Raw genomic sequence first — 17,502 nt, 5'->3', positions numbered from 1 at the left:
AGATTGAATTCAACACGCAGCGTGTCGGTCTTCCGGCGCGCGAGGGGTCGCTTTGTCTTTCTTGCGGGGACGGGGCGACGCGAAACGGGCGGCTGAAATCCGCCTTTACTGACGAACAAGCAGCCGGGGAAAATCATGCGACAGTCAACAAACCTGAGGCGGACAACCAGCGTCCGGCGCTACGCTCTCGCGACGGCGAGCCTTGCGGCGCTGCTGGCCTCCACCCACGCAGCCACCGCCGCCGAAGCCGCGGATGCGGCGGCTGGCAAGGGCGAGGCTGTGGTCGAGGAGGTGTTGGTCACCGGTTCGCGCGTGGTGCGAGATGGCTATGACGCCCCGACCCCGGTCAACGTGCTGGGCACGGAGGAAATCAAGGCCGCCGCGCCGGCCAACATCGCCGACTTCGTGAACACCCTGCCATCCGTGGCGGGCAGCACGACGGCGTCCAATTCTTCCGGCAGCCTCAGCAATGGCGCGGCGGGGATCAGCGCCCTCAACCTGCGCTCGCTCGGCACTGGCCGCACCCTGGTGCTGTTCGATGGCCAGCGCTCGGTGGTCTCTGCCTCCACCGGCCAGGTGGACACCAACACTTTCCCTCAGGCCCTGATCAGCCGCGTTGAAGTGGTGACCGGGGGCGCCTCCTCGGCCTATGGCTCCGACGCCGTGGGCGGGGTGGTCAACTTCATCCTCGACAAGGCCTATACCGGGGTCAAAGCCACCGCCGAATACGGCGAGACCACCTATGGCGACAACCCGAACTCGAAGTTCAACATCACCGCGGGCGGCGGCTTCGCCGACAAGCGCGGCCACGTGTTGTTCAGCGCTGAACGGGTCCGCCAGGAAGGCATCCACTATTACAGCCGCGACTGGAACAAGTCCGGCTATTTCGCCATCCGCAACCCCGACACCACGACGGCGGGCCTGCCCTATTACGTGGTCTCCCACAATGTCGGGATCTCGTCCTATACGCCCGGCGGCCTGATCACCGCCGGCGCGCTGAAGGGGACCTATTTCGGCGTCAATGGCGCGGTGAACCAGCTGGCCTATGGCCAGGTCTCCGGCCAGTGGATGATCGGCGGCGACTGGAAATATTCGTCCTCGGGCATGAACGGCACCAACAGCCTGGCGCCGGATGAGGATCGCGACAGCGTCTTCGGCCGCGTCAGCTACGATCTGACCGACCATGTCGAGGTGTTCGCCCAAGGCTCCTACGCCAAGTACAAGGGCCTCAGCTACTACATCAACCCGACCCAGACCGGCATCGTCATCCAGGCCGACAACGCCTATCTGCCGACCTCGATCAAGACCCAGATGACCACGCTGGGCCTGAAGTCCTTCACCATGGGGACCAGCAACGCCGACATGCCGGCCTCGGGCAGCGCCATGGAGCGTGAGACCCAGCGCTATGTGGTCGGCGCCAAGGGCGACTTCGACGCCTTCGGCCTGGCCGTCGACTGGGACGGCTACTACCAGCACGGCGAGACCCAGACCCACGAGTCGCTGACCGCCACCTGGAACACGGCGCGCCTGGCCCTGGCCACCGACGCGGTGGTCAATCCCGCCACCGGGGCGATCGTCTGCCGCTCCACCCTGACCAACCCGACCAATGGCTGCGTGCCCCTGAACCGGTTCGGCACGGGCGTCGCCAGCGCGGCGGCGCTCGCCTATGTGCTGGGCACCCCCTATCGCGACCAGGACTTCAAGCAGGACGTCACCGCGATCAACTTCCGCACCAACAGCCTCCAGGGCTGGGCTGGTCCGATCTCGCTGGCGGTCGGCGCCGAGTATCGCAAGGAACAGATGGGCGGCTTCGTGCCGACCCAGTACCAGGCCAGCGGCTGGAAGTACGGCAACTTCAAGGTCACCAAGGGCGAGTACGACGTCAAGGAAGCCTATGTCGAAGTCCTGGTCCCGATCCTCAAGGGCTTGGATTTCAACGGCGCCGCCCGCTACACCGACTATTCGACCTCCGGCGGGGTCACCACCTGGAAGGCCGGCGTCACCTATACGCCGATCGACGACATCACCTTCCGCGCCTCCAAGTCGCGTGACATCCGCGCCGCCAATATGAGCGAGCTCTACGACACCGGCACCGCGCGCTCGAACTCGGTCAGCATCAACGGCGTCTCGACCGCCTTCGTCCAGAACCTGCAGGGCAATCCCAACGCCCAGCCGGAAGTGGCCGATGGCTACGGCGTGGGCGTGGTGGTCAAGCCGCGCTTCCTGCCCGGCTTCCAGGCCTCGGTCGACTATTACGACATCCAGGTCGCCGGGGTGATCAGCTTCGTCACCGCCCAGCAGGTGGCCGACTATTGCTACATCAACAAGGTCACCAGCTACTGCAGCCAGCTGGTCTATACGGGCTCCACCCTCAGCACGATCAACCTCTACTACGCCAACCTCAACAAGCTGATCGCCCGGGGCCTGGACGTCGAGGCCTCCTACCGCGTGCACCTCGAGGACCTCTATGAGCCGCTGAAAGGCGACCTGAGCCTGCGCGCCCAGGGCACCCACTATATGGAGAACGTCACCGACGATGGGGTGACACACATCGACCTGGCGGGCTCCAACGCAGGCAGCACGCCGGACTGGATCTACCGCCTGTCGGCCCTCTACAAGCTCGATCCGTGGACCCTCAACGTCACGGCGCGCGGCGTCAGCTCGGGCGTGGTCAGCAATGCCTACACCGAGTGCACGACCAGCTGCCCGGCCAGCGTCGCGCCCTATTACACCATCAATAACAATCACATCGACGGCGCGACCTATTTCGACGTCTCCGCCTCCTACGCCTTCGACATCAAGGACGTGAGCGGCGAGGCCTATATCTCGATCAAGAACATCTTCAACAAGGACCCGGTGCTGACCTCCAACCCGAACAACCTCGGGGCGGAAAACACCGTGGGTTATCTGCAGACCAACCGCAGCCTCTACGACGTGCTCGGACGCGTGTTCCGGGTCGGCGTGCGGATGGAATTCTAGGCCCCGAGGAGCGTGACGGCCCGCCCCGGTGTGAAAACGCCGGGGCGGTTGTATCTAGGTTCGAAAATAAGCGTCCCCGGGGGAGATTCGATGACACGTGGATTGAGCGCTGCGCTGCGCGCCCTGCTGGCCTCGACGGCCCTGATCGCCGCGCCGGCCCTGGCTGAGGCTCCGCCGCCGCCCCCCGCCCCAGCCTCCACCGCGCCCTTGATGACCGGCCTCTTGCCGGTTCGCGCCGATATCGCCACGGGCAGGATCCTGGTGACCTTGCCGGCGCCGGGGGCGGACGGCGTCTCCGGGCGGTTCATCTATTCCACCAGCCTGCGCACGGGCATCGGCTCGCCCAACATGCGGCTCGATCGCGGCATGCTGGGGCCCAGCCGCCTGCTGGTCTTCCGCCGCTACGGCAAGAAGATCGCCATCCAGTTCGAGAACCCCCGGTTCCGCGCCACCGGCGGAACCCCGGCCGAGCAGGCCTCGGCCCGCGACAGCTTCCCGATCACCACGGTCTGGATGGGCGACATCGTCCAGGCCGAGGCGGACGGGCGGGTGACCATCGACATCGCTCCCTTCCTGACCCGCGACGTGATCGGCATCGGCCAGGAACTGGCCCAGGGCGGCGCCAAGGGCTTCAAGGTCGCCGACAATCTCAGCGCCGCCGATCTCGGCGCCGTGAAGGTCTTCCCCGACAATATCGAGATGGAGGCCCTGCAGACCTACCAGTCGGACACCCCGGCCGGCGAGGTGAACAGCCTGGCGCCCGATCCGCGCCAGATCAGCTTCGTGGTCCACCACTCCCTGGTCCGCCTGCCGGAGCCCGGCTATGTGGCCCGCCGCTTCGACCCCCGGGCCGGCGGCTTCGCCAACCAGATCGTCGACTTCGGCACACCTCTCACCCAGAACGTCGTCTACCAGCTCGCCAACCGTTTCCGGCTCGAGAAGGTCGACCCCAGCGCCCCGCGCTCCAAGGTCAAGAAGCCGATCATCTTCTACATCGATCCCGCCGCGCCCGAGCCGATCCGCTCGGCCCTGGTGGAGGGGGTCGGCTGGTGGGCCCAGGCCTTCGACGCGGCCGGGTTCATCGACGGGTTCCAGGCCAAGGTGCTGCCGCCCGGCGTCGACCCGCTGGATGTCCGCTACAATTTCGTCAACTGGAGTAACCGCGCCACGCGGGGCTGGTCCTATGGCCAGGTGATCACCGATCCCCGCACCGGCGAGATCATCAAGGGCAATGTGGTGCTGGGCTCGCTGCGCTCCCGCCAGGACATGATCATCTTCGAGGGCCTGGTCGGGACCGACAAGCTCGGCAAGGGCGGCCCCAATGACCCGGTCGAGGTGACCCTGGCCCGGCTGCGCCAACTCGGCGCCCACGAGGTCGGCCATTCCCTGGGCTTCGTCCACAACTTCGCCGCCAGCACCCAGGGCCGCGCCTCGGTCATGGACTATCCGGGCCCGAAGATCGGCCTGGTCAATGGCGCGCCGGATCTCACCGACGCCTATGCCCGCGACATCGGCAGTTGGGACAAGTTCACCGTCGACTGGCTCTATGGCCAGGCCGCTCCCGGCGTCGATCCGGATGCAGCGGCGCGCGAGAAGGCCGAGGCCTCGGTCGCCGCCGGCGTGCGCTTCATCACCGACATCGACGGCCGCGCGCCCGACACCCCCAATCCCTGGGGCAGCATGTGGGACAATGGCCCAGACCCGGCCGCCGAGCTCACCCGGCTGATGGCGGTGCGCAAGGCCGCCATCGCCCGCTTCGGCCAGAACGTCTTGTTGCCGCATGAGCCGGTGGCCGATCTGCGCCGCCGCTTCGTGCCGATCTGGCTGCTGCACCGCTACCAGGTCGACGCGACGGCCAAGATGGTCGGCGGGGTGGACTATGTCTACGCGGTGCAGGGCGATGGAACTCCACCGGCCAAGCCCGTTGCGCCGGCGACCCAGCGCGCCGCTCTCGACGCCCTGTTGGGGACCCTGTCCGCCGATCAGCTTGAGGTTCCCGATGGCCTCGTCGGCCTGCTGTCGGCGGGGATCAACGGCGCCTCGGACCGACAGTCCGATATCGAAGTCTTCGCCAATGCCGGCGCCGCAGCCTTCGATCCGCTGGCAGCGGCCGACGTGGGGGCCCAGGTGACGCTCGACACACTCCTGGCGCCCCCACGTCTGACCCGGGTCTTCGAGCAGCATCGCCGCGACCCAGGGGCCCTGGGCCTTGATGAACTGGTGGACAAGGTGCTGACGGCGACGGTGGAGACCCGCAAGACCGATCTCAGCCGCCGCATCGCCTATCGCGCGGTGATGGCGCTGGCCGAGGCCGCCCGTGATCCGGATGCATCGCCCGACGTCGCCGCCGCGATCAATGCGCGCCTGACCACCCTGGCCGACCAGTTCGCCAAGGGCGGGCCCGGACCTGATGGCGCCTGGAGCCGCAGCCTCGCCCACATCCTCACCGACGACGCCCTGCTGGAGAAGGAACTGGCCAAGACGCCCCGCGCGCCCGCCGTCCCGCCCGGCATGCCGATCGGCGCCGAGACCGACTGGATGGACGACCTCTAGATTTCCCGCCCGAAGCTCCCGGCAGGAAGACCTCGGCCTCGGACGTTTGCGCGTCCGGGGCCGAACCCGTTCAGCTCTTAGGTGGACCGAAGCGCCACGGAACCCCCAAGTCTGCTAGGATCTCTCCTGCGATCGGCTTCCGTTTGGCAGGGCCATCAAGCCGGCTGCTGACTATCCGCCGATCTGCAGGTCACACCGTCTGGTAAGTCGACGCTGTCTCAATCGTCGTGTGGTTCGCCGTCCGAGAAGATCTGGGCCTGCTCTGCTAGGCGTTTCGTTTCCGCGTTCTCGTGAAAGCGGACGCGGGTGCGGACGAATTTCTTGGCGCCCTTAACCGAGCGCGCCATGCCCCGATGTCCGTTGGTGAAATCGTTCCGAATCCCCGCCTGGAACCGCAGGCCACTTATCGGTGCGACGCCGCTCCATGAGTGCATCGACTTATCAAGAAAATCCGTCTTCCCGATCCTGCCAATAGGTCGCTGCTTCCCGGTCTCCGGAACGAACCCGTTATTGTATTCTTCGGGCTTGTAACGCTGATTTACAGGCCTTTTGTTCTTCCTGCGCTGATTGACGTCCGTCATGAGAACCTGCCGAGCCGTTGTGTCGTGCGTCTTCAAATGCAGCGTTGCGTTGTTCTCAGACTGACATCCAGGCCTGAGGTATGCAATCAGCCCAGCCCTTCGCGAAGGACATAGGCTTCGCATTGCGCGGGATCGAACCGTACGGACAGCCTCCTGTTCGCCACGTGGGTCGCCCCTACACCTCCTGCGCCAGCCTCGCCAGCCCCGCATAGATCGGGAAGGCCGCCGCCAGCCTGGCCACCTCCGCCCGCGCCAGACCCTCGGCCGCGCTGTTGTCGGCCGGGTTGGCGATGAAGCCGTCCAGCACATCGGCGATCAGTTCGCCGATCTGGTGGAATTCCACCGCGCTGAAGCCGCGCGTGGTTCCGGCCGGGCTGCCGAACCGGACACCGCTGGTCAGGGCCGGGGGCAGGGGGTCGAAGGGTACGCCGTTCTTGTTGCAGGTCAGGCCCACCCGGCCGAGCGCGTCCTCGGCGTCGCGGCCGGTCAGGCCCCGGCCGCGCAGGTCCAGGAGGATCAGGTGGGTGTCGGTGCCGCCGGTGACCAGGCTGAAGCCCCGATCCATCAGGGCCTCGCCCAGGGCCTGGGCGTTGGCGACCACCTGGGCCGCATAGGCCTTGAAGTCCGGGCGCAGGGCCTCGCCAAAGGCCACGGCCTTGGCGGCGATCACATGCATCAGGGGGCCGCCCTGCAGGCCGGGGAACACCGCCGAATTCAGCTTCTTCGCCAGCCCCTCGTCATCGGTCAGGATCAGGCCGCCGCGCGGGCCCCGCAGGGTCTTGTGGGTGGTCGAGGTCACCACGTGGGCGTGGGGGAAGGGGCTCGGATGGGCGCCGCCCGCCACCAGGCCGGCGATATGGGCCATGTCGACCATCAGCCGGGCGCCGACCTCGTCGGCGATGGCGCGGAACCTGGCGAAGTCGATCTGGCGCGGAATGGCCGAGCCGCCGGCGATGATCAGCTTGGGCCGATGCTCCCGGGCCAGCACCCCGACGGCCTCATAGTCGATCAACCCGTCTTCGGGCTTTACGCCATATTGTACAGCCTTGAACCATTTCCCGGACAGGGTCGGCTTGGCGCCGTGAGTCAGGTGGCCGCCGGCGTCGAGCGACATGCCCAGGATCGTGTCGCCGGGCTTCAGGAGCGCCATCATCACCGCCCCATTGGCCTGGGCGCCGGAGTGCGGTTGGACATTGGCGAAGCCGCACCCGAACAGGGCCATAGCCCGGGTGATGGCCTGGGCCTCCACCACATCGGCCTGCTCGCAGCCGCCATAGTAGCGCTTGCCGGGATAGCCCTCCGCGTACTTGTTGGTCAGGACCGACCCTTGCGCGGCCATCACCGCGGGCGAGACTATGTTCTCCGACGCGATCAGCTCGATCCCGCCCTGCTGTCGGGCCAGTTCGGCGGCGAGCGCCTGGGCGATGACGACGTCGCCCTCCAGGCGGCGGTCAAAGAACTCCGACATCTGCTCTCTCCGATGTTTCGGCCTTCGACGACATCGAAGGCACGCGCGAACCTCTGGGCTGAACGATCAGCCGGTTGCGCCCCTTCTGTCTGTCTTGCCTGAGATCGTTATCCCGTCGGCGGGCGCGGCTGCGCCTCTTTCCAGAAGTCCGTAGCTGAACGGTCCGTTTGCCTGAGAGATTCCGGGGCGGTTGCTCCTTCGGCGCTGGCTTTCGCCAGGCTCTCCCGTGTCAGCACGGTGAGGCTTGAGCGCGCTCTCGGGCCCTGTCAAACCCCTATCCTCGATGGCGCCGTGATCGCGCGGACTTCACGCTCGGTTGCGCGAATCCTAGGCGTCGTAGGCCTGGCCACGCGTCCGGGCGACGTGGAAGTCACCGCTGACCGACAGCACGATCCAGTCGCCGGGCCGCGCCACCTCCTGGCCCAGAGGCGTCGCCACCTGCACCAGGCCGCTCGGATCGATCATCGCTCCGCACTCGCCCAGCCAGGTTTGCAGGGCCCGCCAGCTGCGCGAGTCCTCGGGCCCGGGCACGCGCAGGGCGGCGCCATGGTCGAAGGCCTTGGGAGTGGAACGCCGCATATCTCGAATCAACCGGGTGGGTGGAAACGGGAGTTGGCGCTGAATCGGTATCCCGGACCTTAATGAGCGTGACAGTTCGTTCCGGCTTCCCTCAGGCCGCCTTGGCGAACCGCAGCACCACCGCCTGTTCCGAGGCCTCCAGGTCGATCCGGGCGGCCAGGACCTCGCCCGCCCCCTGGGCTCGCAGCCAGCCGGTATAGAGTCCCTCCAGCAGGGCGGCGAAGGCGGCGGGCCAGGCGCCGGACGCATCCTCGCTGATCCGCCAGGGGCCTGCCTCGTGGCGGATCATCACCGCCTCGCCGGCGTCGCTCAGCGCGACCAGGCCCCAGTCCATGGCGGCGAGCGCCTGGTTGGCGGCGACCTGGAATCCCTCGAGGGTCTCGGTGGTTCCCAGCGGCGAGCTCGCCGCCAGCCTCAGGCCGGTCTGGCGCAGGAAACCCCGGGCCGGCTCGACGCCGACATTCTCGAACAGCTCGGCGGCGATGGCCGCCAGGGTTCCGCGCCATTGGGCGGAGACCTGGCGGTCGGCGTAATAGGAGATCACGGTGTCGTTCGACTGGGTCATTGCGGTCCTCCAAAGGTCTTGCGCAGGAAGACCCCGAGTTTGAATTCATTGTACTGGCCGAAGGTGTCGAGCGAGGCCTTGCCCCCGATCGAAGCCGAAGGACTGATCTGGTATTCCGCCTTGGCCTCGCCGGAGATGCCAAAGCCTGAGCGGCTGTTGCCCTGGTGGAAGGCCTGGACCTCGGTGGAATAGATGGTGGCGGCGGCCAGCTTGCCCTGCAGGGCCGGGTTGGTCGGGAAGACCAGCGACGGATCCTCGCTATAGGACTGGAAGCCGGGCGCGATCTTCACGTCCCACTTCCACTTGTCTCCCGACAGGGCGTAGCTGACCGGGAAGCTCAGGCTGACATATTGCTGCGGGCTGAAATAGCCGCCCTGGCCCAGGCTGAAGTGGCGCAGGTTCTTGTCATAGGCCTGGGTGTTGACGTTGACCCCCAGCCGCAGATTGCTGTGCTCGCTCTGATAGGCGGTGACATAGCCGCCCAGATTGATCTCATAGGCCGAGTTGTCGGCGACCCCGTGGCCGGTCAGCCGCTTCATCGAACCCTCGGCATAGGCCCCGACCCCGTGGCCGCGATCATAGCTGGCGCCCACCGTCACCTGGTCACGGGTCACCCCGCCCCAGGTCTGGCCGGTATAGGCGTCCTTCATGCCGGCATAGGACAAGACGCTGTCGGTGACCGACCGCCGCTCCAATCCGAACTTCAGGGTGGTGGCGCCCAGGCTGGGGGTCCACTGCACCCCGCCAATGACCTTGGTCTGGCCGAAGCCCACCGGGGTCACGCCGACATCGCCGGCGAAGTGCTCGGACTTGTAGCCGACATCGAAGCCGACGCCGGAGGCGGCGGGCTGCACCGACTTGGCCGTGATCTGCACCGGCGGCGACAGGATCTTGCCGGCGGCGACCGCCAATGAGCCGGTGCCGACCTCTGCCGACACCAGGCCGGCGGAGGTCCCGGCCCGCAGCGCGGTGGGGGTGATCGAGGCCGAGAGCCGTCCGCCGAAGGCGGGCCCTGAGATCGTGGCCCCGGTCGTCACCTCGGTCATCCGGCTGGAGCCGGCGTCGCCGCTGCGGGCCCGGACCTCGATTTCGCCTTGCACGGCGATGGCGTGGTCCTCTTCCAGGGCCGAGAGCTCCTGGTTGATCTGCTGGTTCAGCGGGGTGTTGGCCGGCAGGGCCATGGGCGCCCCGCCAAACCCGGTCGAGGCCGGGGCCAGGAAGCTGGGGGTCAGGGCGGCGATCGCCGCAGAGAACACGCCGCGCGGGGGCGTGGCGGCGGGTTGGGGCGTCAGGCCTTGGAATTGAGCGCCCTGGAATTGAGCACCCTGGAACTGCGCCGCCTGGAACGGAGCGCTTCGGGTGGGCGCGCCGGGCGGAACATAGGCGGTGGAGAAGGCCTGGCCCTGGGTCGGCGCCGCCGGGGCGAAGTTCAGCCCCATGGGCGTGGGCGCGGTTTGCGAGAATCCGGCCGGTCCAAAGCCCTGGCTCAGGCCAGGGCCAAAGCTGGCAACGCTGTCACTGGTCCGGGCGCCGCCGAACGGATTGGGGCCGAGCCCCCCGCCCGCCCGGAACAGCGCCGGGGCGCCGGTCGGGCCCACGGGCGCCGCCGCCGGACCATTGGCCAGGCTGGCGGCGATGCGGAACGCCTTCTCGGCGGCGCGGTCATTGCCCCTGGCCTTCTCCATCCGGCCCAGCTCGAAATAGAGCTCGGCCTTGCGCGGCGCGAGCTGCAGGGCGTGCTGCAGGCGGGCCTGGGCGCGGGGATAGTCCTGGGCGTCGATGGCCGCGCGGGTGGCGTCGAGCAGGACGCCCACGTCATTCGGCTGGCGTGCGACCAGGGCGTCATAGACCTGGGTCGCCTGGGCGTGCAGTCCGCCGGCCTGGCACAGCCGCGCCAGGGCCGACATCAGGCCGATATCGTTGGGCGCCGCAGAGAAGGCCGCCGACAGGGTGTCGAAGGCGCCGGCATAGTCGCCGCCGGTGCGCTGGCGGTCGGCCTTGCGGATCGCATAGCCGGTCATCAGGCCGGTGAAGGCGGTCTGGTCGTCGGCGCTGGCCGCCCGGGCCTGCAGGGTGGAGAGCAGCTGTTCGGCCGCCTCGTCCTGGCCGGCCGCGCCCAGCACCTCCACGAAGCCGGCGGCGTCGCCGGGATGGGCTCCGGCCGGCAGCGGCGACTGGGCCGCCTGGAGCGCCAGCGCCCCGGCCTGATAGGTGTCGCCCAGGTCATAGAGCGCCTGGGCCACTCGCGACTGGGCCCCGAAGTCGAGCCCGCCATTGGCCAGCTGGCCGCGCAGCAGGATCACCGCCCGGGTCGACAGCCCCTGGTCGGCCAGCCGCTTGGCCTCCTGGATCGTTCCGTCGGTCGACAGCCGGCGGCTGAGCGCCACGATGTCCTTCGACCGGCGGCTCTCCGGGATCCGCCGCACCAGGGCGGCGGCCTCGGTCAGCCGGTTCTGCGAGGCGGCGTAGAGCGCCCCGGCCGACAGGGCCTCGACATTGGCGTCGGGCGCCGACAGCGGGGCGACCACGGCGGCGGCCTGGCCCCGGTCGCCATTGGCGGCCAGGAACTTGGCGTAGTCGTAGCGTGTCCACGGGTCGGACGGATCGGCGTTCAGGGCCGAGGCCAGGGCCGACCCTGCCCCGAAGGTGTCCCCGGCCTGGGTCAGGCGCGTGGCCCGGGCCCGTTCGATCCGGCCGGTCAGGGACCGGGCGGCGGCGCTGTCGGGGATATCGTGGATCAGGGTCTCGGCCTGGTCGGCCTTGTTCTGGTCGATCAGGGCCAGCGCCAGGCCCATGCGGGCCTCGTCCCGGTTGGGGGCCAGCGACAGGGCTGCGCGGAAGGCCGCTTCGGCCTCCGCCGAGCGGTGGGCGCTGGCCAGGATGTCGCCCAGGAACAGCTGGGCTTCGATCCGATAGGCCTGGGGCCGGTTGGTCAGCTTGCGAGCCCGGGCCTCCGCCTCGGCGAGCTTGCCGGCGTCGCGGGCCATGGAGGCCTGTTGCAGGTCGGCGAAGAAGTTGGCGGCGTCGCGCGCCTCCTTCCAGCTGGCGGCTCCCGCGCCTTGCGAGGCCTGGGTCAGGAGGTCCCGGGCGGCGGCGAACCGCTGCTGCTTCAGTCGCACGACGCCCAGGCCGCCGGCCGCGTCGCGGTCGCCGGGGGCGGCCTTCAGGGCCTGTTGGAACAGGCCCTCGGCTTCGCTGAGATCGCCGGACTGCAGGGCGTTGAAGCCGGCTGTGCGCAGTTCGGCGTTGCGGTCCGTGGCCTTGACCGGCGCCGGGGGCGCGGCGCGGACCACCGGCGGGGTGTCGGTGGTGGCGGCCACAGCGGTCCTGTGGGTCGAAGCTCCCTTGAGCTCCGGCGCCTGGGCTGTCCGCGCCGGGGCGGCGGGCGCGGCGGCAGCGGGGACCAAGGCGTGCGAGGTCTGCGCTGGCGCATCCAGTTTCGCCAGGCCGGCCAGGCGCGGATCGTGGGGATGGGCGGCGCTCAGCCGCCCGGCCCAGACCGCCGCCGACATCTGGTCGCCCCGGCCCCGGGCCAGATCGGCCAGAGCGTAGAGCACGTCCGGATGGTTCGGCGACAGGGCAAGCGCCCGTTGCAGCGTGGCCTGGGCCTGGTCGGTCCGCCCCTGCCGCCGCCAGGCCTGGGCCTGACGGATCAGGGCCTCGACCGGGGAGACGACCGCCTGGGCGTGACCATCGGCGGTCACTTCCGGCGGCGCGGTGCGGATCGGCAGGTCGGCGGTCGAGCTGCCGGTGTCCGGCAGGCGGACAACGGGTTCGGCCTGGGCCTGGGCGGCGATGGCGCTCGCCAGGGCGGCGACGGCTGTCGCGGGTAGGGCAGTGCGCACGGACATCACAGATCTCCGAATTCAGGGTTCAGCCGGCGGCGGGCGCGGACGTTGAGGGCGCGCGAGACCAGCAGGGCGAGGAGCAGGGCCAGGACGAGGGCGCCGGCCGCGAGCGCCATGGGATGCAGGTGCAGCCACCAGAGGGCGGCCACCGGACCCGGCAGCTTGCCGATCCAGGCGGTGTCGCCGACCTGATAGGCCGAGACGCCGTTGGGGCCGGCGATCGCCAGGTCGCCATGGGTCTGGGCGGCCCTCTGGGGGTCATCCAGTCCATAGATCAGCTGCGGCAGATCGCCGGGCTGGCTGGCCAGGACCGCCACCACCACCCGCTTGCGGTCGATGGGGGATATCCAGCTGGCGAGACCCGTGAAGCCGTTGGCGCTGACCATGCCGGCCTGGGCGTCTCTGGCCTGGTTGGCGCGGTCATCGCCGCTGGTCAGCCAGCGCACGCCGGGTCCGGCCGGTCCGAAGCGGGTGAAGACCCGATCCAGCAGCCGCGCCGAGGTCACGACCCGGATGTCGCCGCCATTGGCCGTCACCGGCGCGCCGGCGAACAGGTCGGGCAGGGTCTGGGACAGGCCAACTGGGCCGATCACCAGCACGTCGCGGCCGGCCAGGTCGGTGGCTTCACCGGCCCGGATCACCTTGACCGCCGTCACCGGGGCGCCGGTGGAGGCCCCGGTCCGCGACATGACCGCGAACAGGGTCTCGATCTCCGAGGTCGTCGGGTCGGCCGGCAGGATGACCGAGGTCTCCGACAGGTCAGAGTGACGGCTGAAGGGGAAGCCGGCGCTGGCGAAGCTGGCCAGTTCCGGGAACCGGGCGAAGTGATAGCCGCCGGTCAGGTCGATACGGCTGTCCGGGTCGATATTGGCGTGGACGTCACCGGGGACTTCGCCGGCGCAGGCGCCGCGCTTGTCCACCCGCAGGTCGTAATAGAAGCCCAGCCGGTTGCGAGCGAAGAGGTCATAGGCCGGCAGGTCGACCTTGGCTTTCCGCAGCGCCAGGCCCGGGCCCACGATCTGCTCGGCCTTGTCGGCCAGGGTCGAGGGACGCAGGGGCAGAGAGCCCAGATAGCGGTCGTTCAGCGAGACATCGAGCCGCGAGGTCCGATAGTCGACCCACTCGCCGCGGGGATAGCGATAGCCCAGGTCCAGGCGGGCCGAGGTGCCCGGCCACAGGAACAGGTCCGGCGCCACCCGCAGATTGGCCGACAGGGTGCCGGGGCGCAGGCCCACCCCTTGCAGGGCCAGCGGGTCCACGAACTCGCCCAGCCGCACCGACCGACCGGTCTGGGCCCAGCGGGGGGCGTCATAGGCCGGGCGGGCGCCGCCGGTCAGTGGCGAGATCTGGGTGCTGGCGCCGCTCATCGCCCGCGCCGATTGGGCCAGGCCGCGCGCGGCGGTCAGGATCTCGGCGTCGTTGCGGCCGGAGACCAGCAGCATCACGCCGAAGGGGTCGGACGGATTGCGCGCCAGGGTGATCCGCGGTCCGTCCAGGTCAGGCAGGGTCACCCCGCCGACCGTCTCACCGGCCCGGCCGAGGACGACGGGGTCGCCGGCGGGAATCTGGCCCACGCGCACCGCGAACTTCAGCGGCCGCAGATTGGCCTGGACGCCGAAATAAGAGGCGATGGCGGCGCCGGCCTGCAGCTCCTGGTTCGACGGCGTGCTGGCATAGACCATCTGCACCAGGGGCGGACGCGGGTCGGTCAGGTTCAGGAAGGGCGCCGGCAGGCGGTTGAGGTCCGGGGCGCCAGGCACGCGCTGCAGGTTCAGCTCGAGGTTCGAGCGGACATTGCTGACATCGGCCCACAGGGTCGAGTGCAGCGGATCCTCGCAGTCGCGGGTGTAGTGGCCGATGAACCTCAGGTTCAGCCGGTTGGTGGCGTGGAACAGGCCGGGATCGATCGGCAGGTCGATGGTGACCCCGCCGGAGCGGTCAGGCGTCAGCTGGATGTTGGCGATCACCTCGTTGTTGAGGGCCACCACCATGTGGCTGAGGTCCTGCAAGAGCTGGGGCGAATAGGCCATGCGCAGGTGCAGGGTCGCGCCGACCACCACCTCGTCGGGGCGCAGCTCGAAGGGCACGCCGGCCTCGCCCTCGACGCCGCGCAGGCTGAGCGGATAGTCCGAGCCGAGGTCCTTCAGCGACAGATTGACCTTGTAGACGCCGCTGGGCGCCTGGGCGGCCGGTGGCGGGGCCGGGTTCGCGGCGGGGGCGGCGATGGCCCGGACAGGGGTAGCGATCGCCGCCAGGCCGCCGAGCGCCAGGGTCGCGCCAACCAGGCTCAGGGCCATGGCGGGGCGGCGTCCCTTGCGGGTGAACCGTCCGTCGCGCCGGCCGGCCGGCCGGGCGTTGCGCCACAGCAGCACCGAGAGGCTGGCGCGGCAGAGGTCGACGAAGGACTGCGCCGCGGTCCAGTGCGGCTTGGAGTCGGGCAGGGGCCAGGCGTCGGCGCGGCCCAGCACCACCCGCACCAGCTCGCGGCGCTGGTCCAGGTGCATGGTGCGGAACTGCAGCCGGGTGCGCAGGCCCTCACGGCCGGCCAACTTGACCGGGAAGCGGACACGACGCGCGCCGCTGGGCAGCTCGACCGCCTCGATGGCGCCGGCGCGGGCCGGCTCGCGGGTGACGATCGCCACCCCGCCCATGGAGATGTCGCGGCTGACGCCCAGGGCCACCGAGCCGTCCTCATAGATCAGCTTGGCCTGCATGTCGGCCTCCACCCGGACCGCATTGCGGACCTGGCGGCTTTCGCGGCCCACCGAGATGGCGGTGAACACGATCAAGAGGTTGAAGATCGACCAGCCGATGTTGAGCGCGGCGGTCTGCACCTCCGAGGCGGCCACGTGGCCGAACATCGACTTGAACAGCCCGTGCGCGATGCCGGCGATCAGCAGGGCGGCGGCGATCAGCAGCGGGGTCAGGATGCGGACGTCGAAGAAGCCCTCGCGCAGCAGCCCGCCCTTGTCGGTCACATTGAACTTGCCGCGCTTGGGATCGATCAGCGGCAGCAGGGCCGGGGCGACCAGGTGGAAGGCCAGCAAGGTTTCATAGACCTCGCCCCAGAAGGCGCGGCGGTCGCGGCCGTGCAGGCGCTCATTGACCACCACCGAGATCAGCAGGTGCGGCGCGGCATAGGCGGCGATGACGATGGCCGGGGCGGCGACGATCTGCTGGTTGAACAGCAGGTAGGCCAGAGGCGCGGTCAGGAACACAATCCTGGGCAGGCCGAACTGGAAGTGGGTCATGGCGGCCAGGTAGCAGAGCCGTTGCGACAGGGTCAGTTGGCCGCCGAACAGCGGATTGTCGATCCGGAAGATCTGGGTCATGCCGCGCGCCCAGCGGGCCCGCTGGCCCACATGGATGGACAGGCGCTCGGTGGCCAGGCCGGCGGCGAGCCGCAGGTTCAGATAGGCGGTGTTCCAGCCGCGCTTCTGCATCTTGAGCGCGGTGTGGGCGTCCTCGGTGACCGTCTCGCCGGCGAAGCCGCCGACGCTGGCGATGGCCGAGCGGCGCAGCACGGCGCAGGAACCGCAGAAGAAGGCCGCGTTCCAGAAGTCGTTGCCGGGCTGGACGACGCCGTAGAACAGGTCGCCTTCGCCGGGGATGTCCTTCACCGCGAACACGTTCCGCTGGATCGGGTCGGGCGAGTAGAAATAGTGCGGGGTCTGCAGGAGGGCGAGCCGCGGGTCGGCCTGGAACCAGCCCAGCGTCATCTGCAGGAAGGCCCGCGTCGCCACGTGATCGGCGTCGAAGATGCAGATCAGCTCGCCATTGGTCTGGCGCATGGCGTTGTTCAGATTGCCGGCCTTGGCGTGCAGGTTGTCGGGTCGGGTGATGTAGTTCACCCCGACCGCCTCGGCGAAGGCGCGGAACTCGGCGCGGCGCCCGTCGTCCAGCAGATGGATGCGCCGGCGCTCCGGCGGATAGTCGATGGTCAGCGCCGCCAGCACCGTGTCCTGAACGATGTCGAGGCTCTCGTTATAGGTCGGGATATAGATGTCGACCGTGGGCCAGGTCTCGGGCGCGCCGACCAGCGGGCGCACCTGCCGCTCCAACGGGTGCACGCATTGCAGAAAGCCGAAGATCATGACGATCCAGGCATAGACCTCGGCCAGATAGAGCCCGGTCCCCAGCACCGCCGACAGTGGCCCGTGGAAGTGCAGGGTCTCGGTGGTCCGCCACCAGAGGTATCGGGTCCCCATGGCGACCGAGATGAAGGCCAGCATAAGGGTGATCAGCGGCGCCTTACTGCGGGCCAGGGCCAGGCAGGCCAGGAAGGCGGCTGCGCCGAAGATCAGCTGGCCGCGAAGGTCCAGGGTGACCACGGCGGTGACGGTGAGCAGCAGGGCGCCGGCCAGGATGGCGGGCCCGGCCAGGGCCGGCGACAGGGTGTGGGTGGCGCGCCGCAGATTGCGGGCGGCGAACGTGGCGACGCTCATTTGCGTTCAAGCCTTCTGAAGAGATCAGCGAGGGGCGTTCCGGTCCCTGTCGGACGGGCCGGGGTGTAGGCGTAGCGGCTGAAGCCCGAGGCGGGCGGGGTGGCGGGAGCCGGCGGTGGCGGCGCCGCGACCGGGCCGGGCGGCGCCGGCGGTGCGGGATCGACGGCCGGAACCTCGGCAGGCGGAGCCTGGAGGATCGGCGCCGGCGCGAGCGCGTCGATGTCGAACTGCCGGTAGTCGAGCGTCACGCCTGTGCGACGCTTGAAGGATTCTATGTCGGTCATGTCCCGTCGTCCCCCCGGGACGCCCCCGCGCGATTGCGGAAAGCGGCCGGCTGGCCGGGAGGCGGGCTTCAGACCCGTTTCTTGGTTTGAGTTGACCGTCCCCCAGTCACACAAACCGTTAACTGAACGGCTCTGACCCAAACCTGTGGTGGCTGTTCATCTGGCCGACAGAATTCGAACAAACTTCTACTTTTGACGCC

At 69.2% G+C, this 17,502-nt stretch carries 9 protein-coding genes and 1 riboswitch; of the genes, 2 read left to right on the top strand and 7 right to left on the bottom strand.

The annotated features are described in order from the left end of the window. The first annotated feature begins 135 nt into the window (after positions 1-135). Together Q7P21_RS04715 and Q7P21_RS04710 are read left to right on the top strand one after the other, a co-directional pair. Positions 136-2,979, top strand: coding sequence for a TonB-dependent siderophore receptor (locus Q7P21_RS04715; protein WP_304175985.1), 2,844 nt, complete (start codon positions 136-138; stop codon positions 2,977-2,979). 90 nt (positions 2,980-3,069) lie between these two features. Next, positions 3,070-5,532: a zinc-dependent metalloprotease gene (locus Q7P21_RS04710; protein WP_304175983.1), complete on the top strand. Its 2,463-nt coding sequence runs from the start codon at positions 3,070-3,072 to the stop codon at positions 5,530-5,532. A 218-nt stretch (positions 5,533-5,750) separates the two neighbouring features. Here the strand turns inward: Q7P21_RS04710 and Q7P21_RS04705 are convergent, their stop codons facing one another. From Q7P21_RS04705 to Q7P21_RS04675, 7 genes are all read right to left on the bottom strand, one after another. Further along, the gene (locus Q7P21_RS04705) at positions 5,751-6,113 is read right to left on the bottom strand and encodes a hypothetical protein (RefSeq protein ID WP_304175981.1); all 363 of its coding nucleotides are present in this window, start codon (positions 6,111-6,113) and stop codon (positions 5,751-5,753) included. 175 nt (positions 6,114-6,288) lie between these two features. Next, positions 6,289-7,581 (bottom strand): serine hydroxymethyltransferase, encoded by a 1,293-nt coding sequence (gene glyA, locus Q7P21_RS04700; protein WP_304175979.1) that lies wholly within the window; start codon positions 7,579-7,581, stop codon positions 6,289-6,291. 149 nt (positions 7,582-7,730) lie between these two features. Then, a riboswitch (glycine riboswitch) is annotated at positions 7,731-7,818 on the bottom strand. 90 nt (positions 7,819-7,908) lie between these two features. Continuing rightward, entirely contained in the window at positions 7,909-8,160 is a 252-nt protein-coding gene (locus Q7P21_RS04695; protein WP_304170132.1) for a hypothetical protein, read from the bottom strand. A 91-nt stretch (positions 8,161-8,251) separates the two neighbouring features. Beyond that, positions 8,252-8,725 (bottom strand): cellulose biosynthesis protein BcsD, encoded by a 474-nt coding sequence (bcsD, locus tag Q7P21_RS04690; RefSeq protein WP_304170131.1) that lies wholly within the window; start codon positions 8,723-8,725, stop codon positions 8,252-8,254. Then, positions 8,722-12,576, bottom strand: a complete 3,855-nt coding sequence (locus tag Q7P21_RS04685) for a cellulose biosynthesis protein BcsC (protein ID WP_304175977.1) — start codon at positions 12,574-12,576, stop codon at positions 8,722-8,724. The genes bcsD and Q7P21_RS04685 overlap by 4 nt, the downstream gene beginning before the upstream one ends. Continuing rightward, on the bottom strand, positions 12,576-17,018 hold the full coding sequence (gene bcsA / locus Q7P21_RS04680; RefSeq protein ID WP_304175975.1) for a UDP-forming cellulose synthase catalytic subunit: 4,443 nt from the start codon (positions 17,016-17,018) through the stop codon (positions 12,576-12,578). The genes Q7P21_RS04685 and bcsA overlap by 1 nt, the downstream gene beginning before the upstream one ends. After that, on the bottom strand, positions 17,015-17,302 hold the full coding sequence (locus Q7P21_RS04675) for a hypothetical protein (RefSeq protein WP_304175972.1): 288 nt from the start codon (positions 17,300-17,302) through the stop codon (positions 17,015-17,017). The genes bcsA and Q7P21_RS04675 overlap by 4 nt, the downstream gene beginning before the upstream one ends. Positions 17,303-17,502 lie beyond the last annotated feature (200 nt).

The organism is Phenylobacterium aquaticum (assembly GCF_947378715.1).
Lineage (GTDB): Bacteria > Pseudomonadota > Alphaproteobacteria > Caulobacterales > Caulobacteraceae > Phenylobacterium > Phenylobacterium aquaticum_A.
The sequence above is the reverse complement of the archived record's forward strand: the minus strand, read 5'-3'. Positions and strand labels throughout refer to the sequence as shown.